Origin of the sequence: Parasphingorhabdus sp. SCSIO 66989, assembly GCF_032852305.1 — a bacterium.
Classification (GTDB): domain Bacteria; phylum Pseudomonadota; class Alphaproteobacteria; order Sphingomonadales; family Sphingomonadaceae; genus Alterisphingorhabdus; species Alterisphingorhabdus coralli.
The window spans coordinates 1,781,069-1,803,111 of the sequence record NZ_CP136594.1; the positions used below are offsets into that span (position 1 = coordinate 1,781,069).

A 22,043-nucleotide genomic window follows, 5' to 3' on the forward strand; every position below is an offset into this window, starting at 1 on the left:
CAAGCAATAATCACGCCGCATCAGAGGTTTCTTATGGCAAACACCCAAAATCCGGTCTCTATGGCGCTGGGCGTTTGCTATTATCCCGAGCATTGGCCGGAGGAGATGTGGCCTACCGACTTTGCCCGAATGAAGGCGCTGGGTATTTCCCAAGTGCGGATCGGCGAGTTTGCCTGGAGCAGGCTCGAGCCTGATCCGGGTCGTTTTGATTGGGGTTGGCTTGATCGGGTCATGGATATTGCAGGTGACCATGATCTTGGCATCATTCTCGGACCCCCCACTGCAACGCCGCCCAAATGGCTGATTGACAGCGTGCCTGATATTTTGGCGCATGATCGCCATGGTCAACCACGGCGTTTTGGCTCGCGCCGGCATTATTGTTTCTCTTCAGAGAATTACCGTGTGCACTCTCGCCGCATCACCCATGCTTTGGCCGAGCGATATGCGCAGCACCCAGCGCTTGTAATGTGGCAGACCGATAATGAATATGGCTGTCATGATACGGTTTTGAGCTACTCGCCAATGGCGGCGCAAGCGTTCAGGGGGTGGCTGGCGCAGCGCTATGGCTCGGTCGCAGCGCTCAATGCCGCATGGGGCAATGTCTTTTGGAGCATGGAGTATCGCAGTTTTGCCGAGATTGATCTGCCCAATTCTACAGTGACCGAACCCAATCCCTCCCATGTCATGGATTTTCGGCGCTTCTCCTCAGATCAAGTCCGCAGCTTCAATGCCGAGCAATGCGCGATTTTGCGCGAACATGCCCCTGATATCCCGATAAGCCATAACTTTATGGGGCATTTCGCCGACTTTGATCATCATGCCCTTGGCCGCGATCTGGATATGGCGACATGGGATAGCTATCCGCTTGGCTTTCTCGATCAGGAAGCGCTCTATAGTGCTGAGGATAAGGCGCGCTATCGCCGCCGGGGACACCCTGACTTCGCCGCTTTCCATCACGATCTTTATCGCGGATGTGCACCCAAATGGGGCGTGATGGAGCAACAGCCCGGCCCGGTAAACTGGGCACCACATAATGCTATGCCGGACAAGGGAATGGTGCGGTTATGGAGCTGGGAAGCCTTTGCTCAAGGGGCTTCTCTGTTAAGCTGGTTTCGCTGGCGACAAGCCCCATTTGCCCAAGAGCAAATGCATGCCGGATTGCGCTTGCCCGATGATACGCCCGCACCGGTCTGGGAAGAGCTGGAAGGCATTGCTGATGACCTGGAACGGATCGGCCCGACACATCCGCAACAAGCCGAAGTCGCGATCCTGTTTGATTATGCTGCGCAGTGGATGATTGAAACCCAGCCACAGGGCAGAGGCTTCTCCTATAGCGCTCAGGCATTTGCGCTCTATTCCGCGCTGCGACAGCTAGGGCAATCAATCGACATTATCGGACCCGATGCCGCCTTGACAGGTTACAAGGCGGTGTTTGTGCCCAGCCTGCCTCACATTCCCGAGGCGTTGCGGCAACGCCTTGCCGCCTTTGACGGCATGCTCTGCCTATTCCCGCGCTGTGGCAGCAAAACAGAGGCGTTGACTGTTGTGGAGCATCTGCCGCCGGGTCCGCTGAAAGACATTATCCCGATCCGGGTTGAACAGGTGGAATCCTTGCCAGCGGATATGGTGATTGCGGTGCGGCATGAGACGGGGTGCTATAATGCCCATCATTGGCGCGAACAGATTGTCAGCGATCTGACGCCTTTGGCACATTTCCAGGATGGCGGCGGAGCATGGTATGCTTCGGGCAATGTGCACTATGTTGCTTGCTGGCCGGGACCGGATTTTATGCAGCTGGTGGTGCAGGACGTGCTGCAACATGCCGGTACAGAATGCGTCCTATTGCCCGAAGGCGTCAGGCTGCGGCGGCACGGAGATCTGCGGATATTGGTAAACTATGCGGATGCTCCGGTAGATTGCGCCAGATATGGCGGGCCAAAAGCCAATGCGGACTATCTTTTAGGTGCTGCACGGACGCCACCCTGTGATCTATCGATCTGGCGCGGCTGATTCACAGCTAACCAAGGCGATAGAGCAACACTATCAGCTATTAGTGTTGCCAATTGGCAATTCCTCATCTGTAAAATCGCCTTTCAGCGTGTACCGTAATGACACAGGCGTGCTGCCTTGAGCAGAGGTGCGCTGCATCAATACCATGCAATGTCACGGCCACCTTTCACAGTTTTTCAGTCGTTTACAGAGCTGATTTTTTTAAACTCGCCCTCTTTATAATTCTAACATCCAAAACGGTTTTACAATAATTGTTTTGGTCCGAACCCAATCTTGTTCGGTTTGTTCCTCTTTGTTCACCCTTCTATTTGGCACGATGAACAAGAACTCTATGGTCTGCAAATACAGCCCCTCCAATATGCGGCGTTTTTGCAAGGCCAGGTAACCAAATTACATGCACAGGGGACCACCATGCGAAACAACATCGAAGCTAATGCAGCTGCAGAAAGCCACATTCCGTATAATCAGGATCGCGGCGGCCGCGTTGTAAAGACCAACTGGGGTGCGGGCAGCTATGCGCCGACGATGCGCTTCTTTGGCGGCCTGATGTCTGGTGCCAGTGCGACGTCAATGGCGCTGGCGGCGATGTTTGCCGGTACGATGATGGTGGTGCCCACCGATACCGCAATCGCCGGCGATCGCTGTGTGCTTCAGGACCGTGGGACGGGCGGTAGCACCACCGGTGGCCCTGATTTTGGTGGTCGGGCGAACGGGCTTGATGCGCTGGCCTGCGGAAACGAGGCGCGCACTGATGGTAATCGCGCGGTGGCTGTAGGCTTTGATGCCAATGCGCTTGAAGCCAATGCGATTGCTATCGGCGCCCGCGCCACGGTTGTGGCCGGGTCAGCAAGTGCAATCGCCATCGGTCGGGACACAAGGGTCAATGCCAGCGCGAGCCGCGCTGTTCTTATGGGAGCCGGGTCAACAATCGGAAACGGGGCCGGCACCTCTTCTGTCGATTCGGTAGTTATTGGGTCGAACTCTACCCTTGTTGGCGCGTCTTCGACCATCATTGGTACCGAAAACACGTTAACCGGCAACTTCTCATTTGCAGTAGGTGACAATCTCAACCTTACTGGTGATTCATCGGTGGCGGTTGGTTCCAATGCTGACATGGTTGGCAACTTCTCTGTGGGCGTTGGTGCCTCAACCGATGTCGATGGTGACCTTGCGACTGGCGTCGGGAGTGGCGCGACCGCTCAAGGAACTGAGGCCACTGCGCTGGGCTTCCGTTCCAACGCGACGGGGCTTTATGCGACATCATTGGGTTCGCGCGCCAACGCTTTAGCCCAAGGGGCGATTGCCATTGGTGGCGATGGTGATGATAGCGCTTTTGCCGGGGGCACCACCTCGATAGGTGCAGAGGCTTTAGGCCTCAACGCAATCGCTATTGGTGTCGATAGCTATTCCAGCAGCCAGAATTCGGTTGCGCTGGGAACGAATAGTCAGGCCACGAACCTTAACGGTATCGCCATCGGCACAAGTGCCGCGGCGAATAACACCAATGCGATCGCCATCGGTGATGACTCGGACGCTGAGTTTTTCGGGGTGGCTGTGGGTTCCATCTCGCAGGCAACTGGTCAGTCTTCGCTTGCGCTCGGTCGCGATGCCCAAGCCAGTCAGTTGGAGGCCGTAGCGGCGGGTTTTGAATCGCGGGCCAGTGGCCAGCGTGCTATAGCTGTTGGCGGGCAAAGTCAGGCGACGGCTGATGATGCCATTGCTGTAGGTTCTGACAGCATAGCCAGCGGTGTAGATGCCATCGCTATTGGCCGCAACGCCGTCTCGCTTGGCTCCGTGGCTTTGGGTGCCGGTGCGCAGGCATCGGGTGGTTCAGCCTTTGGTGACGGCGCAATTGCGGGAACCGACGGTGCGGGTAACGCGCAGTCAACCGGCAACACCGCTATTGGTGAAGGTGCGACAGCCAATGTGGTAAACAACACCACCGCGCTGGGTGATGGTGCAATTGCCAATGTCACGGCAGGCGATGTCGCTCTGGGTGCAGGCAGCATTACCGCCGCCCCCAATTTGGTTGGGAGCACCACCATTGGCGGCCTTACGCTGGATGCTACCCAGTATGCCGGCTCGGCTTCAAGTGTCGTTTCCGTTGGTTCTGCCGGTGCTGAGCGCCAGATCACCAATGTCGCGCCCGGTCGTGTGACTGCGACCAGCACCGATGCGATCAATGGTTCGCAGCTGTTTGAGCTGGCAGAGCAAGTATCCACGATTTCCAGCGGTGGCGGCGGCGCGATTGACTATGTGAACGTCAATGGCACCGCCACCGGCGCAGGCTCTAACACCGCCGCCAATTCCGGCGCGCTCGGTGTTGAATCGATTGCAATTGGTGACAGCACAAGTGCGGCCAATAACGGTGATATCGCGATTGGTCGCGACGCCAGCGCGGCCGGTGCCAACACGGTTGCCTTGGGCGTGGCCAGTGAGACACTGGGTCAGGAATCGGTTTCCATCGGTCTGCTTGCCGGTGCAAATGGTGTTGCAGGTAGTTCTTTCAATACCGCCATTGGTGGGCGCAGTGGTCAGAATGTGGATGGCACGGGAAATGCCGCTATTGGCACCAACGCGGGCAACAATGTCTCTGGTGACCAGAACTTTGCAGGCGGTTTGGGGGCCGGAACGGGCGTTCAGGGAGTCGACAATGTGTCGCTTGGCACGGATGCTGGCGATTTTGTTACAGGCAATCGCAACATTGCTCTTGGTGTGAGATCGCTCGCGGGAACAAATGCTGCTGCGGTCACCGGGGAACAAAATGTCGCCATTGGTTTTGGCGCGCTGAGCGGAACTTCGGGCAACAATAATGTCGCCATCGGCCGCGAGGTGAACAATATTGGTGGCGAGATCAACAGCACAACCGCGATCGGCGACGATGCAGAAACGCGGCGGGACAATGCGACCGCAATTGGCCTCGCTTCACGGGCCAATGCTACAGAGGGTGATGTCGCACTGGGTTGGGGATCATCCACGAGCGCGTCCACGGGCGCAGCCTATTTCACGCAAGATGCCAATGGCACGCGCGGCATTGTCTCCGTTGGTGATCGCCGCATTCAGGGCGTTCTTGCCGGTTCTGCTCCGACGGAAGCAGTCAATGTTTCACAGCTAAGCGGCGTTGCCGAGGCGATTGACGGCTTCGTGTCGCCAACCAACAGTCTTTTCGATGAAACCGCCAATGGCGCGCCAACGACCGGCCCTGTCCTGACCGTCGATGTTGATGGCGATGGCACTGCCGAGAATTTCAACACCATTGAGGAAGCGGTGCAAAATGTCGCCGCCAATGCGGGTGGTGAATCCCAGTTTGTTACCGAGGATTTCGATAATAGCGCCCGGCCAACTGCAACCGGCAACGACTCATCTGCGGGCGGTAATGCTGCGCGTGCATTGGGTGATCGTTCGGTTGCAATCGGTAATGCCAGCAGCGCGCTGCGAGTCGCAGGAGTTGCGATCGGCAGCGGTGCCACAACTAACGGTGCGCACAGTGTTGCCATTGGTGGTGATTATTCCGGTGACTCTGCGAGCACGAATGGGGACTTAACCACCGCCGTCGGTGCCGGTTCTACTGCTAACGGATTTGGTACGTCCGCTTTCGGCACAAATGCTGAGGCGCGAAATACCCTTGCGCTGGCCGTCGGTTTTAATTCCACTGCCGAGGGCGTTGCAAGTATCGCCATTGCCGGCGCCCAAGCTGGACCTAACGGTCAGGGCACGATCGGGATCGGCCCGACGCTAGTTGATAACTCAAGCATCGGTATAGGTGAAGCCTCAATTTCTGGTGTGCAGCGATTTACAACCCCGTTTGATCCTATCGATCCGAATGCAGTTGGTAGCTACAATATTGCAATTGGTTTTACTTCAACTGCAAATACAGGCGATAATAATGTCGCTTTGGGTAGAGATGCTCTTTCGCAAGGAGGTAATGCAACCGCTCTCGGTTTCGGCGCACAGGCCACTGCCGCAGGCGCATTTGCGGGCGGGTCCGGGGCGCAGGCTAGCGGTGTCGACGCGATTGCTATCGGCACGGGTGCGATTTCGCTCGGCTCGCAAGCCATTGGCGCAGGTGCACAAGCTTCAGGTGGCGGTGCGGCCTTTGGTGATGGCGCGATTGCCGGTACTGACGGCGCAGGCAATGCACAGTCCGCTGGAAACACAGCGATCGGTGAGGGTGCTACGGCCAATGTCGTCGGCAACACCACCGCGCTCGGCTTTGGGGCTACCGCAGCTGTAACCGCAGGCGATGTGGCTCTGGGTGCGAATAGTGTCACCACCGCAGCTGCCGGTACGTCTTATGTCACCGGCGTAGCTGATCTGGGTGGCGGTGTCGTTTCCGTTGGCTCAACGGGTGCAGAACGCCGCATTCAGAATGTCGCTGCCGGTGCGGCGGCGACCGATGCGGTCAATGTCAGCCAGTTGCAACAACAGACCGAGAATATCGACGCGATCATTTCGCCGACGAACAATATCTTTGATGATACCACTGGCCAGCTTGCTGGCGGAGATGTCGTCACGGTTGATGGCACTGGCTATGGTTCGGTTGAGGAGGCTGTGCAGGCTGTCGCCGACGGGGCTGAGATTGATTATGTCAATGTCAACGGCACCACCACCGGCGCAGGCTCGAACGATGCTGACAATTCCGGCGCGCTTGGGGCCAATGCGATCGCCATTGGTGACAGTGCACTTGCTCAGGATGCAAGCTCTACTGCTATCGGTACGGGCGCAAACAGCGGGGCGGTTAACTCCATCGCTATGGGTACCGGTGCGAATACCGCAACCGACGCGAATGCCAGTGTCGCAATCGGCCTGAATGCCGAAACCCTTGCCGGGGCTGGTTCAGGCGTTGCAATCGGCAACGGCTCATCCTCAGGTGCTGTTGGTGCTGTTGCGATTGGTAGTCAGGCAAATGGAGAAGGCGCTAACAGCTTTGCGGGTGGTACAAATGCCCGTGCTCTGGGCGGTACTTCGGTTGCGCTGGGTAACCAGACGCTTGCTGACGGTACAAGCAGTGTGGCCGTTGGTACCAACGCGCAAGCCAATCAGATCGGAACGGTTGCCGTTGGTCAATTGTCGACTGCATCACAATCGCGCGCAGTTGCGGTTGGTCGTGAAAGTCTCGCCGATCAGACTGGTGCGACCGCTATCGGTACGTTGACCGATGCTACCGGCACAAACGCAACCGCTATCGGTTCGGGCGCACAGGCGACCGCCAATGGCGCATTCGCGGGTGGCTTCGGTGCAGAGGCCAGTGGCGCTGACGCGATTGCTATCGGCACGGGTGCCATCTCGCTCGGCTCGCAGGCTATCGGTGCCGGTGCGCAGGCGTCCGGCGGCGGCGTAGCGCTTGGTGATAATGCGATTGCGGGCACCGATGGTGGTGCGACCCCGGTTGCTCTCACCGCACGTAACGTCGCTCTGGGTGAAGGCGCGATTGCCAGCACCATCGATGACAGTGTAGCGCTGGGTGCGAATAGTGTGGACGGCGGGATTAACCTAGTCGGAGATACGACGGTTGGTGGCGTTACCCTTACCGCAACAGATTATGCCGGCTCAGCGGCCAGCGTTGTTTCAGTTGGTGACGCTGCCAACAATATCGAGCGTCAGATCACCAATGTTGCGCCGGGTCGCGTCACCGATACCAGCACCGACGCGATCAACGGTTCGCAGCTCTTCGCGCTGACCGAACAGGTCGCAAATGGCGCGGGCAGCCAGTTTATCACACAAGGTTTCGCACCTGCCAATGCACCCGTCGCATCAGGTGGACGAGCGTCTGCCGGTGGTCAGGATGCGGTTGCTGCTGGTGCCAATAGTGTCGCTCTCGGCGCGGATTCAGGTACTGATGCGGCAAGCTCTGGCTCGGTCGCTTTGGGCTTTGACAGCAGCGTGACCAATGCCTTTGGCGGCGTCGCGATCGGCGGTGCCTCTGAAGCCACCCAGGAAATGGGTGTTAGTGTCGGTGCTTTCTCGGAGGCTTCCGGCCGCGGCGCAATCGCTATTGGTGGCTCGACAGCCGTGTCTGATCCCAATGGCGCAACTGGTTCGGGCGCGGATTCCATTGCTATCGGTGTGACCAGCAGCGCAAGCCAGGCAGAGGCGATCGCTATCGGTCGTGAGGCTTCGGCTTCTGTGGCTGGATCGGTCGCGCTTGGCGCGCGCAGCACCACGGGCGCGGCAGTGGCCGTGACCGATGCGACGGTCGGCGGCACGACATTCGGTACAAACACGACTGCGGGTACCTTCGCAGGCTCCGCACCGACGAGCGTTGTTTCGGTTGGTTCCGCTGGTAATGAGCGCCAGATCACCAATGTCGCTGCCGGTCAGATCACCGAGACTTCGACCGATGCAATCAACGGTTCGCAGCTTTGGGCTGTTGCCGATGTGGTTGATAACATCGCAACCGGTGAGACTGGTCCGTTCGTATCCGAGAATGCGGCAGGTGATCCTGCGCCTTCGAATACTGGCACTGACGCGGTTGCTGGCGGCTTTGGCGCACAGGCCAATGCAGCGCAGGCAACGGCTATCGGTAATGATAGTCAGGCAAATGTCGACCGCGCAACCGCGCTGGGCTTTGGGGCCCAGGCTAACGCTGCTGCGGCAACTGCCCTTGGTACTGCCTCTGTTGCCGCGACGGATGACGCAACGGCGGTTGGCTTTTCGGCTGACGCGCTTGGTGCTGACTCCACGGCAGTCGGCGCAACCGCTCTTGCGGGCGGCAATGTTTCGGCAGTCGTTGGCTTTGAAGCCACGGATAATTCTGTGGCCAACTCGACCGTCCTGGGTAGCAATGCAAGCATTGCTGCGGGCGTGACGCAGCGCAGCGTTGCGCTGGGTCAGGGCTCGACGGTTGCCGCTGATGTTAACGGAACCGCTGATGTTACCATCACCAATACCGATGGCAGCACCACCTTTGGCGGCTTTGCCGGAACCGCGCCTGTTGGTGCGGTGTCGGTTGGCTCTGCTGGTAATGAGCGTGTGATCACCAATGTTGCGGCGGGCGCGGTCACCGCGACCTCGACCGATGCGATCAACGGTTCGCAACTGTTCTCGGTCGCGACCGAGGTGAACAACAATGCGCAGGATATTGCCAATATCGTCAATAATGGCGCAGGCAGCCAGTTTGTCACAGAAGACTTTGCTGGTTCGACAGCTCCTAATGCGAGCGGAACCAACGCTTCGGCAGGTGGTGATGGTGCTGTTGCCAGCGCCGAATCCGCCTTGGCCTTGGGTGTCGGAGCGACCGCCAGTGATGGCACCAGCAACATCGCCATTGGTGATGGTGCATTGGCAGACGGCAATATTGCAGGAACGGGTAACGCGCTTGCTATTGGTACAAATGCCGATGCCGGTGAGACCGGTTCCATTGCCTTGGGTGCGGACAGCTCGGTTGGAGATGTCGCAAGCAATGGTGTTGCTATTGGTACCAATGCGTCAGTTGGAACCGATTCTGACGGTTCGGTCGTGCTGGGTGCCGGCGCAACCGCGCTTGCAGCTGGCGATGCGAATCTCGATCCTGCTGTGACCAGCACTGCTGGATCTACCGTAATCGGCGCGGGAGCGGAATCACGCAGCACTGGAACCGTTGCTCTTGGTGATCGCGCTTTGGCTGAAGGTATTGCCGCGATCGCTTCAGGTTCTCGTGCAGTTGCTAACGGGGCAGGCGCCATTGCTACCGGTAATCGTGCACAAGCGACCGCTGATCGTTCAATCGCCATGGGTGTTGATGGCACAGACGGTAACGCTTTGGGTGCCATTGCAGGCGGAGTAGACTCCGTCGCAATAGGTACCGACGCGACTACGCTTAATGCCAACGATGTAGCTCTGGGTTCCAACAGCGTGACCGCTGCCGCTGTCCAGGTGGACACTGCGACGGTTGGAGGTACGACTTTTGGCGACAACACGACTGCGGGAACCTTTGCGGGTAATACGCCGAGCAGCGTTGTCTCGGTCGGTTCTGTTGGTAATGAGCGTCAGATCACTAACGTGGCTGCCGGTCAGATCACCGAGACTTCAACCGATGCGATCAACGGTTCGCAGCTTTGGGCTGTTGCCGATGTGGTTGATGACCTGGCAACCGGTGAGGCTGGTCCGTTTGTATCGGACAATACTGCCGGTGCGGCTGATCCAACGGCAGCGGGTGCAGATGCCTCTGCTGGTGGCTTTGGCGCGGTTGCCGATGGTGCGGCTTCGACCGTAATCGGTAACAGCGCGCTCGACAATGGCGTGGCCAACTCCACTGTACTGGGTAATGGCGCAAGCATTACTGCCGGTGTTACGCAGAGCAGTGTTGCTCTGGGTCAGGGTTCGACTGTTGCCGCTGATGTCGTTGGAACCACCGATGTCACCATCGGTGCCGTGGGCAGCAGCACAACCTTTGGCGGTTTTGCCGGAACTACGCCTGCTGGCGCGGTATCGGTTGGCACTGCTGGTGGTGAGCGGGTGATCACCAATGTTGCTGCCGGTGCAGTGACCGCGACTTCGACCGATGCGATCAACGGTTCGCAACTGTTCTCGGTCGCGACCGAGGTGAACAACAATACGCAGGATATTGCCAATATCACCAATGGCACAACGCAGCTGCCTTACTTCAAGGCGAACTCGACGCTGCCAGGTGATCCGGATGCGCAGGCTAATGGCGATGATGCGATTGCTATTGGTACAAGTTCGGTTGCTGATGGCAATTTTTCAGTTGCGATTGGTGCGGGCTCTGAAGTCACTACTGGCCAAGGAATAGCTATAGGTCAGTCAGCATCATCTCTCGACGCACATGCGATATCAATCGGACTTAGCAGCCGTGCGAATGGTGATGGAGCCGTGTCGCTGGGTAGACGGGCCAACTCTTTCGGATCATCTGCTGTCGCGTTAGGCTCTGAAACCGCAGCCCTTGCTGAGACTGCTACTGCAATAGGTTTCGCTTCGCGAGCGAACGACCTAAGCTCTACGGCGATTGGTTACCTCGCCGACAGCTTCGGAGACAACTCCATCGCGATGGGTACCCGCGCCACTACGGCAATGGGGGCCAATGATGCGGTTGCCATCGGCACGAGCGCACAGGGCGGCGCGGTCAACGCCATCGCAATCGGCAACGCGGCGAACGCCACTGCCGTTGGCGATGTTGCTCTGGGTTCAGGCAGCGTAACCGCAGCGGCGGTTGATACGCCGAATGTCACGATCGCGGGTACGACCTATGACTTTGCTGGCAGCTCTGCAGCTGGCGGTACGGCACCGGCAAGCGTGGTTTCGGTTGGTGATGCAGGCGCTGAGCGTCAGATCACTAACGTGGCTGCTGGTCAGATCACGGCAACTTCAACCGATGCCGTCAACGGCTCGCAACTGTTCGCCACCAATCAGGCGGTCGAACAGCTTGCAACGGGTCAAGTTGGTCCTTTCGTATCGGAGAATGCAGGTGGTGATCCTGCCCCGTCCAATATCGGGCCAAACTCTGTAGCGGGTGGCTTTGGCGCTGTGGCAAATGGTGCTGGAGCGACGGCAGTTGGTAACGACTCCACTGCAACGGGCGATGATGCGACAGCATTCGGCTTTGCAGCAGACGCGCTGGGTGTGGACTCAACGGCAATCGGTGCGACCGCAGTTGCTGGCGGCAACGGGTCGGTCGTCGTGGGCTTCCAGGCCGTAGACAACGCTGTGGCTAACTCGACTGTGCTTGGCAATGGCGCAAGCATTGCTGCGGGCGTGACGCAGAACAGCGTTGCTCTGGGTCAGGGCTCGACGGTTGCGGCTGACGTGACCGGAACCACCGATGTTACCATCACCAACACCGATGGCAGCACGACCTTTGGCGGCTTTGCCGGAACCACGCCTGCTGGCGCGGTCTCTGTTGGCTCTGTAGGCAATGAGCGTGTGATCACCAATGTTGCTGCCGGTGCGGTGACCGCGACTTCGACCGATGCGATCAACGGTTCGCAACTCTTCTCGGTCGCGACAGAGGTGAACAACAACGCGCAGGCCATCGCCAATGGCGCTGGCAGCCAGTTCATCACGGAGGACTTCCCCAATAGCGTTGTACCAACCGCAACCGGGTTAGATGCCTCTGCGGGCGGTAACAATGCCCGTGCGCTGGGAAATCAGTCGGTTGCTATCGGTGATCAGGCTCTCGCACAGGAGCAGACTTCAATCGCTATTGGTGGCGAATCGAGTGTTACCAGTGGCCCGAGCGGTATTGCTATCGGCTTTAGAGCAAGCGCCGTTGGCGACGGCGTCGGCGGTGGTGGTGTTGTTATTGGTGATAACGCTTCGGCTATTGGCTCCAGCACAGTCGCTGTGGGCCGCGGTAACCAGGCCTTGTCCAATGGGTCGACCGTAGTAGGTAACGGCAGCTCGGTTGGTACTGGTTCGGACAGCGGTATCGCTATCGGTAACAATGCTGCTGTAGCCGATAACGCACTTCGCGGTGTGGCGATTGGTGACGGCGCGGGTGCAGACGCTGAAGACTCGATGGCCTTCGGGTCACGCGCCAGCGCGCAATATGCGGGCAGCGTTGCCATTGGTGCAGACAGTGACACCGGCGCTGCGGCACCGATGGGCACCGGCTATGTCACGGGCGATGCGGCCCCGGCATCGGTGGTCAGCTTCGGCTCTGCAGGTAATGAGCGTCGTCTGACCAATGTAGCCGCTGGTTCGGATGCGACCGATGCGGTCAATGTCAGCCAGCTGCAGCAGCAGACGGAGAATATCGACAACATCATCTCGCCGACCAACGACATCTTTGATGATACCACTGGTCAGCTGGTGGGCGGCGATGTCGTGACGGTTGATGGCACTGGCTATGGTTCGGTCGAAGAAGCCGTTCAGGCTGTTGCAGGTAACACCGGCCAGTTTGTCACCAACAACTTTGCGGGCACCACCGCTCCGGTGGCAAGTGCGGCCGGTGCTTCTGCCGGTGGCGATGGCGCTGAGGCGACAGGAATCGACGCTGTTGCCATTGGTCGTATTGCCAATGCTTCGGGCGAAGCCGCGACTGCAGTTGGCTCTGAAACCATAGCATCCGGCACGGGCGCATCTGCCTTTGGTGACGATGCCAACGCTCTGGCTGATTTCTCGACGGCCTTGGGTGACGGTGCGGATGTTAACGGTGTACTGAGCGCGGGCGGTGTGGCTGTTGGTGCCGACGCTGAAGTGAACAACGCTCAAGGCGGTGTCGCTATTGGTAGTGGGGCACGTGTCGGTGATCCGGCGACGCCTACGACTGTTGCGGCCGGAGGTGTTGCTATTGGTGGCTTGGCGCGCGCCAATAATGCCACCACCACAGCAGTGGGTACGGGCGCGATTGCCAACAATGTTGGTGATGTTGCTCTGGGTTCAGGCAGCGTGAGCGCGGCGGCTAACCCGACCGCGAATGCAACAATCGCAGGCACGACCTACAACTTTGCCGGGGATGCCCCGACCAGTGTTGTCTCCGTTGGTGCGGTTGGCGCTGAGCGTCAAATCACCAACGTCGCTGCCGGTCAGATCACGGCAACGTCAACTGATGCCGTCAACGGCTCGCAACTGTTCGCCACCAATCAGGCGGTTGAACAGATTGCAACGGGTCAGGTAGGTCCGTTCGTATCGGAGAATGCCGCAGGCGATCCTGATCCATCCAATGCCGGCATTGATGCGGTTGCAGGTGGCTTTGGTGCGCAGGCTAATGCCGCTCAGGCGACCGCTGTTGGTAATGACAGTCAGGCGAATGCAGCCAATGCGGCAGCCTTTGGTTATGATGCTCAGGCGAACGTCGCCAATGCTGTTGCGTTGGGCTCCGGCGCGCGTGCACTGGGTGTTGGTGATGTGGCCATCGGCGCAGGTACGGTTACCGCCGCCTCCGCTGGTGCGGCCTATGGCACTGCTGCGACGAACCCCGGCAACGGTGTGGTCAGTGTAGGTGACCGCCGTATTCAGGGCGTTGCTGATGGCTCTGCCGATGATGAGGCAGTCAATGTCGCTCAGCTGCGTAACCAGGCTGACGAGATTGATGCTCTGCTCGGCAGCAATGACCTGCTGGATGCCAATGGCGATCCAACCGGCAATACGCTGGCGACAATCGGTACTGCTCCACAGACAACCGTTCAGGGTGCGCTCGAAGCGCAGGATGTGATTGTTACCGAACAGGGCAACAGTACAGCATCTTCGTTCAGCACGGCTTCGACCTATGACGAAACCACAGGTACGGTGACGGCAAGCCTCGATTATGATGGCACCACCTACAACAATGTTCAGGAGGTGGTGAACAACATCGAAGGTGACATCACCAATATCACCAATGGTGATGTTGGCCTGGTACAGCAAGCGGGTGTTCCGGGTGCGGGCAACGCCAACCCGATTACGGTTGGTGCGGCTACTGGCGGCACGGTCGTTGACTTTACCGGCACGGACGGTGAGCGGACGCTTAGCGGTGTGGCTGCTGGTACTGCTGGAACCGATGCGGTGAACATCGATCAGGCGCAGGCTGCGGCTGATGCGGGTGCGGCAACCTTTGGCGGCGGTGCTGCCTTTGACGTTGCAACCGGAGTTGCAACCGCACCAACCTTCACCGTGGGTAATGTCGACTCCGACAATGTCGCCGATGCGATTACCGCAGCGGACGACAAGGCAGACCAAACCGGTGGCGACACCGCGACGGCCTTTGGCGGCGCATCGACCTATGACCCCAATACGGGCGAATTGGTTGCAAGCCTCGATTACGATGGTGGCACGTTCGACAATGTTCAGGATGTCGTGAACAACATCGAAGGCGACATCACCAATATCACCAACGGTACTGATGGTCCGTTCCGCTCCGAAAACGCAGCTATGGATGCTGATCCGTCGAATGTCGGTGAAAATGCTGTAGCGGGTGGCTTCGGTGCTGTCGCAGATGCCGATGGCGCGACCGCGGTTGGTAATGACTCTGTGGCTGCGGGAGACGATGCAACAGCACTGGGCTTCTCTGCTCAGGCAAATGGTCTGGAATCGACGGCCCTCGGCGCGACATCGTCTGCACAGGGTGCGGGCTCCGTAGCCATTGGCTATGGTGCAGATGCAACCGCTGACGGTGATATCGCGCTTGGCGCTGGCACGGTCACTGCCGCTTCCACCGATGCCTCATATGGCACCGCGGAAGCTGCTCCGACCACGGGCGTTGCCTCGGTTGGTGGTCGTCGTATCCAGGGTGTCGCTGCTGGTGCCGCAGATGATGAGGCGGTCAACGTCGCTCAGTTGCGTAACCAAGCGGATGCGATCAATGATGTGATCGGTCAGGATGTCATCAACCCGGATGGTACCAACAATACCACCAATATCGTGTTCAACACACCTGATGGCACCACCGCTGGTGATGTCACCACGGCGATCGAGAACATCACAACCTCGGTTGACGATAACAGCACAGAGATCAACAATATCATCAACGGTAATGTCGGTCTGGTGCAGCAGGACGGTGATATTGATCCGACCAATACCAACCCGATTACGGTTGGTGCGGAAACCGGTGGCACGGAAGTGGACTTCGCCAATGCCAATGATGAAGATCGTGTTCTGACCAGTGTTGCTGACGGTGCGATTGATGCGACATCGACCGATGCCATTAACGGTTCGCAGCTGTTCGGCGTTGGTGACAACGTCAACAACTTCTTCGGTTCCGGTGATGTCTTTGCCGGCGTCGATCCGGTGTTCGTAACGCCCAATGGCGGCACTGCGAACAATGTGGCGGATGCCTTCCAGGAGGTCTCTACACAGGTTGATGGCAACACCACCAATATCACCAACAACACCACGGCGATTGAGAACATCACCAACGGCACCGCTGGCCTGGTTCAGCAGGAAGGTGGCGCTCCGGGTGATGGCCTGATCACGGTAGGTGCGGAAACCCAGGGTACGGAAGTATCTCTGGCCAATTCCGATGGTGCCGATCGCACGCTTTCGGGCGTTGCCGATGGCGAGGTCAGCGATACATCGAATGAGGCGGTCAATGGCTCGCAGCTGTTCGCAACCAATGAGTTGGTTGAGGGCAACACAACGGCCATCGAAAACCTCGATAATCGGGTGACGACCAATGAGACCAATATCGCCGGTAACACCACCGCGATTGAGAACCTCGACAACCGCGTCACGACCAACGAGACCAATATTGCGGGCAACACGACCGCGATTGAAAATCTTGATGGTCGGGTCACGAATAACGAGACCAATATCGCGGGCAACACCACGGCGATTGAGAATATCGATGGTCGGGTAACCAACAACCGCACCGATATTGACAATCTGATCAATGGTACTGCCGGTCTGGTGCAGCAGGATCCAACCACTCGTGAAATAACCGTGGGTGCGGATACTGATGGTGACCGTATTATTCTCAACAATAATGCCGGAGAAACCCGGACGGTTGCAGGCGTTACCGATGGTCTGATCTCTGCAGACTCAACCGAGGCAGTGAATGGCTCACAGCTATTCGCCACCAATGAGAAGGTCACGCAGAACATGATGGACATTGCCGCCAATCATGTGAAGATCCAGAACAATACCAATGCGATCAATGATCTGAACAACACCGCGGTGCGCTATGACACTGATATGAACGGTGCTCCGATCAACCAGATCACTCTGGGTCAGAGCGCTGGACTTGATGGCCCGGTCATCATCCGCAATGTCGCCAATGGCGTTGCCGATAATGATGCGGTCAATGTCGGTCAGCTGCGTGATGCGGTGCGTGAAGCCAATGACTATACCGATGCACGGGTCATGGAATTGGCGACACAGGTTGATGGTCGTTTGAACGATCTTGAGTTCAACCTGGCTGACTACCGTCAGGAAGCACAGGCCGGTATCGCGTCGGTCATGGCGAGCTCGCAAATTCGCTATGATGACCGTCCGGGCAAATTGTCCATCGGTGCCGGTGTTGGTGGCTTCCTGGGTCAGATTTCGGTCGCCTCGGGTATCGGTTACACCAATGAAGATCAGGACGTCCGCATCAATGCTGGCTTCGGTTACAACCCGGCCCGCAACGAAGCGACCTGGGGCGCAGGTGCAACCTTCACCCTGAACTGATCCTTCACGTCATTACCCCTTCGCTCTTTCTCCTAGGGGAGCGAAAAGATGGGGCGGTGCCAGAGATGGCGCCGCCCCATTTCTTTTGTCTCATGGTTTTGGACGCTTGGCGGAACAACATTCCGCGCATGGCATTGTCCAGCATATATGTTATGACCCATGGATCAGGTTGTGATGGAGGGTAGTGTGATGCTGAAACGCGGAATTGCCATATGCATATGTGCCATACTGGCAGCCTGTAGCGCTCCGCAGAGCGAACCACAGCCCTTAACGGGCGATTGGACGCTGGTTCCGGAAAGCTCTCAGATCGCGTTCGTGTCTATCAAGGCGGGCAATGTCGGCGAGGCGCATAGCTTCAAGACCGAAAGCGGCGTGGTTGATGGCACAGGCAAGGCCGAAATCAGCATTGACCTCAGCAGTGTCGATACCGCCGTTGACATACGCGATGAACGGATGCGCGAGTTTCTGTTTCAGGTTGATCAGTTTCCCAGCGCGACGATAACTGCGCAAATTGACCCGGAAACCATGAAGACGCTCGATATTGGTGAGCAGCAGATTGCGAGCACCGAGCTATCGCTTTCACTGCATGGCATCGAGGCGGATTTTGACAGCGATCTTGCGGTGACCCGGATTTCGGAAAACCGCGTATTGGTAGAGACTACAAAGCCGGTGATCATCGATGCAACCCAATTTGCGCTCGGCGACGGCCTGGAAAAGCTGCGCGAGCTTGCTGAATTGCCTTCGATCAGCCCGGCTGTGCCGGTGACGGCGACATTGATATTTGCCCGTAACGACAAATAGGCGCTTGCCTGTTAATCCGAGCCTCGCCACAAATGAGGTGAACTACTGAGCAGCTAATGAGACAGCATATGCCCAGGCTTTTCCGGTTATCACTGTCATTTGTCGCCTTGCTAGGGATATTCAGCACCGATTTGGTGGTCGCTCAAGAAACCTTTGGCACTTGGCGTAACCCGTCAGGCAGTGTCCATATCGAAATCTACACCTGCGGCGATTTTCGCTGCGGCCGCGTGGTTTGGGCCAGCGAAAAGGCGATTAAGGACGCGAAAAAGGGTACAGATGATCCGCTGATCGGCATGACGATATTGCGCAATTTCGCGGAAGATCGCAAAGGCATTTGGCGGGGCAGGGCCTTTGTTGCCGATAAGGGACGTGAAGTATCCGGTAGTGCTGAAATACTGGATGCCGACCGGCTCAAGATCAAAGGTTGTCTGCTAGGGCGTGTAGGCTGTCGGTCTCAAGTCTGGACCAGATTGTCTGCAGAGTAATGGTCGGGGAGAGAGGATTCGAACCTCCGGCCCCTGCCTCCCGAAGACAGTGCTCTACCAGGCTGAGCTACTCCCCGACGGTTCTTTGTCGCGTAAGGCGACAGAAGGCAGGCGAGCGATATAGGCAAGGGATTTGGCGGATGCAAGAGGGCAATGCAGACCAGAACGTCGTTGGATAAAGAGCCTGTATCTCTGGTGCGATTTCCGGTTTTATCCTAGACACTGGCGAAGCCCATTTTCGAGTCCCGATGCAAAGAAAGCCGCTATTGCCACATGCATTATGAAGACCAGTATCTTGATCTGATGCGCACCATCTGGCGCGATGGCGTTCGGCGCGGTGACCGTACTGGAACGGGAACACGCGCTGTCTTCGGCGCGACTATGCGCTTCTCCTTGGCGGATGGCGCGATTCCTCTGCTGACCACCAAGCGGGTGTACTGGAAAACTGCGGCGCGCGAGATGCTATGGTTTCTGTCTGGTGATACCAATATCCGGCCTCTGGTTGCGCAGAAGGTGCATATCTGGACCGACTGGCCGCTCGCCAAGTATCGCGAGGCGACTGGCGAGGATATCAGTCGCGACGATTTTGAGGCGAAGATCATCGAAGATGATGCATTCGCTGCTGAATGGGGCGATTTGGGCCCGGTCTATGGCAAGCAATGGGTGGACTGGCCGGTTTATGATGCCGCGCCCGAAGCCGGTGAGGGGCTATATCGTCGCCGCGCAAAGGGCATCAACCAGATCGCCGAATTGGTCAGCAGCCTGCGCGATAATCCTGGTTCACGCCGTCATATCTTTGAAGGCTGGAACGTTGCCGAGCTCGATCAGATGGCGCTTCCGCCTTGCCACAAAACCTATCAGTTTTTTGTCGCTGATGGACGTCTGACCTGCCTGCTCTATCAGCGCTCATGCGACGTCGCGTTGGGCGTGCCGTTCAATATCTTCTCTGCTGCTCTGCTGACCTATATGCTGGCGCAGCAAACCGATCTCGCGCCCGGGGAATTGATCTGGAATGGCGGCGATGTGCATCTCTACGAAAATCACGAATCGCTGGTGACGGAACAGCTTTCACGGACACCTTCAGGCGATCCAACACTGGAAATTGTCCGCAAGCCTTCGGACATATTCAGTTACCGGATTGAGGATTTTGTGGTGCATGATTACGCGCCGCAATCCCATATCGCTGCACCTGTTGCGGTTTAGAGGTTATTGGGGCAGAACTATTGCCCTAAATTCGCATTTATAATATTATGACGCCAATGCGTAATTAATGCGCAGCGATATTCCTATGCAGCTGTACTGGGCGCAGAAGATGCCAGGCAGTCTTTTCACGGGGAGAGGACATGGCTGACCAAGACGACAAACCCATGGCAGGGGCTAAGCCCAATTTGCCACCCTTGTCATTGCATGTACCCGAGCCGCAATTCCGCCCCGGCGATGACGTGGATTACAGCAATGTCGACATCCCGCCCGCTGGTAAACAGCCACGCCCGGATATTGGCGCGACACCCTATGACATGCGCGAAATGGTCTATGATCTGGTGCGTGTCTTGGATGATGATGGCAAAGCGGTTGGCCCTTGGGACCCCAAGCTAAAGCCTGACGTCCTTATCAAAATGCTGGAAAATATGGCGCTGGTCCGTGCTTTTGACGAGCGCCTCTTCCGTGCGCAGCGCCAAGGTAAGACCAGCTTCTATATGAAATGCCGCGGCGAAGAGGCGACCTCTGTATGCGCGGCTTTTGCGCTCGCCTCGGATGATATGGTCTTCCCCAGTTACCGCCAGCAAGGGGTATTGATCGCACGCGGTTATCCGCTGGTGGAGATGGTCAACCAGATCTACTCCAATAAGGGCGACAAGCTGAAAGGTCGGCAGTTGCCGATCATGTATTGCTCGCGCGAGCACAGCTTTTTCACAATTTCGGGCAATCTGGCGACACAATATCCGCAGGCCGTGGGTTGGGCGATGGCGAGCGCGATCAAAGGTGACACCCGCATCGCGGCGACATGGTGTGGCGAGGGCTCTACTGCTGAGGGCGATTTTCACAGCGCGGCGACTTTTGCAGCCGTCTATAATGCGCCGGTGATCCTCAATGTGATCAATAACCAATGGGCGATTTCCAGCTTTTCCGGCTTTGCCGGGGCTGAGCGGACAACCTTTGCCGCGCGCGCCACTGGCTATGGCATGGCGGGTCTTCGCGTCGATGGCAATGACGCGCTGGCGGTCTATGCGGCGACACAATGGGCCGCCGAACGCGCGCGCACTAACCAGGGGCCGACGCTGATTGAGTATTTCACCTATCGCGCTGAGGGGCACAGCACGTCCGATGATCCCTCCGCCTATCGCAGCGCCGATGAGAGCAAGGAATGGCCGCTAGGTGACCCGATCAACCGTTTGAAACAGCATCTGATTCAATTGGGCGAATGGGACGAAGATCGTCATGCCGCGATGGATGAGCGGCTCGCCAATGACGTGAAGGCCGCGACCAAGGAAGCCGAGAAGAACGGCATTCTCGGCCATGGTCTGCATCAGCCATTTGAAACTATGTTCCAGGATGTGTTCGAGGAACTGCCCTGGCATCTCAAAGAACAGAGCGAACAGGCCGCGCGCGAACGGGCCAAGAAATGGCCGGAGTAGGGGATATGGACGCATCGCAGGATATGACCCAAACGGCCGACACCGACACCGCGCAAGACACAGCCGCGGACACGGCCAAGCGCATGAATATGATCGAGGCGATCAACAGCGCTCTGGATATCATGCTCGAGCGTGACCCGAATGTGATCCTGATGGGCGAGGATATCGGCTATTTTGGCGGCGTATTCCGCTGCACTGCTGGCCTACAGGAAAAGCACGGCAAGACCCGTGTATTCGATACTCCGATCAGCGAATGCGGCATTATCGGCGCTGCGGTGGGGATGGGGGCCTATGGCCTGCGCCCGGTGCCGGAGATTCAGTTTGCCGATTATATCTATCCCGGCATTGACCAGCTGATTTCCGAGGCAGCGCGGTTGCGTTACCGTTCGGCAGCTGAGTTTATCTCGCCGATGACGGTGCGTTCGCCCTTTGGTGGCGGCATTTTTGGTGGCCAGACGCACAGCCAGTCGCCGGAAAGCCTTTTCACCCATGTCGCGGGCCTGAAAACCGTCATTCCTTCAACACCTTATGACGCCAAAGGGCTACTGATCGCGTCGATTGAAGACAATGATCCGGTGATCTTTTTCGAGCCGAAGCGTATCTATAATGGCCCGTTTGACGGCTTTTATGATCAGCCGGTGCAGCCATGGTCCAAGCATCCGGACTCGGTCGTGCCTGAAGACTATTACCGCATTGATCTTGGTAAGGCGAAGATTGTGCGTGAAGGGGAGGCGTTCACGGTCCTTGCTTATGGCACCATGGTGCATGTCGCCAAGGCGGTGGTGGAGCATCATGGCGTCGATGCCGAGATTATAGATCTGCGCACATTGCTGCCGCTCGATATCGAGACGATTGAAGAGTCGGTGAAAAAGACAGGTCGCTGCCTGATTGTGCATGAGGCAACACGCACCAGCGGTTTTGGCGCAGAACTCTCGGCACTGGTGCAGGAGCGCTGCTTCTATCACTTGGAAGCGCCGATTGAGCGCGTCACCGGCTTTGACACGCCTTATCCGCATTCGCTCGAATGGGCCTATTTCCCTGGCCCGATCCGTATCGGCGAAGCGATTGAGACACTGCTAAAGGACTGATCCCC

Annotated in this window: 7 protein-coding genes and 1 tRNA gene; 7 read left to right on the forward strand and 1 reads right to left on the reverse strand. The window is 57.7% G+C overall.

What is annotated here, in order from left to right; genetic code table 11:
- The first annotated feature begins 33 nt into the window (after window positions 1-33).
- The 4 genes from RB602_RS08415 (at window position 34) to RB602_RS08430 (ending at window position 18,314) form a co-directional block, all read left to right on the forward strand.
- Window positions 34-2,010, forward strand: a complete 1,977-nt coding sequence (locus tag RB602_RS08415) for a beta-galactosidase (RefSeq protein ID WP_317080119.1) — start codon at window positions 34-36, stop codon at window positions 2,008-2,010.
- Between the two features lie 411 nt (window positions 2,011-2,421).
- Window positions 2,422-17,028, forward strand: a complete 14,607-nt coding sequence (locus RB602_RS08420; RefSeq protein ID WP_317080120.1) for a hypothetical protein — start codon at window positions 2,422-2,424, stop codon at window positions 17,026-17,028.
- A 159-nt stretch (window positions 17,029-17,187) separates the two neighbouring features.
- Window positions 17,188-17,829, forward strand: a complete 642-nt coding sequence (locus tag RB602_RS08425; protein ID WP_317080121.1) for a YceI family protein — start codon at window positions 17,188-17,190, stop codon at window positions 17,827-17,829.
- A gap of 68 nt (window positions 17,830-17,897) precedes the next feature.
- The gene (locus RB602_RS08430; protein WP_317080122.1) at window positions 17,898-18,314 is read left to right on the forward strand and encodes a DUF2147 domain-containing protein; all 417 of its coding nucleotides are present in this window, start codon (window positions 17,898-17,900) and stop codon (window positions 18,312-18,314) included.
- On the opposite strand, the gene RB602_RS08435 is transcribed toward RB602_RS08430, so the two are convergent.
- Window positions 18,315-18,391 (reverse strand) — tRNA-Pro (locus RB602_RS08435).
- Between the two features lie 196 nt (window positions 18,392-18,587).
- Here RB602_RS08435 and thyA point away from each other — a divergent pair.
- From thyA to RB602_RS08450, 3 genes are all read left to right on the forward strand, one after another.
- Entirely contained in the window at window positions 18,588-19,517 is a 930-nt protein-coding gene (gene thyA, locus RB602_RS08440; protein ID WP_317080123.1) for a thymidylate synthase, read from the forward strand.
- Between the two features lie 140 nt (window positions 19,518-19,657).
- Window positions 19,658-20,950, forward strand: coding sequence for a 3-methyl-2-oxobutanoate dehydrogenase (2-methylpropanoyl-transferring) subunit alpha (locus RB602_RS08445; protein ID WP_317080124.1), 1,293 nt, complete (start codon window positions 19,658-19,660; stop codon window positions 20,948-20,950).
- 83 nt (window positions 20,951-21,033) lie between these two features.
- Window positions 21,034-22,038, forward strand: a complete 1,005-nt coding sequence (locus RB602_RS08450) for an alpha-ketoacid dehydrogenase subunit beta (RefSeq protein ID WP_317084466.1) — start codon at window positions 21,034-21,036, stop codon at window positions 22,036-22,038.
- Window positions 22,039-22,043 lie beyond the last annotated feature (5 nt).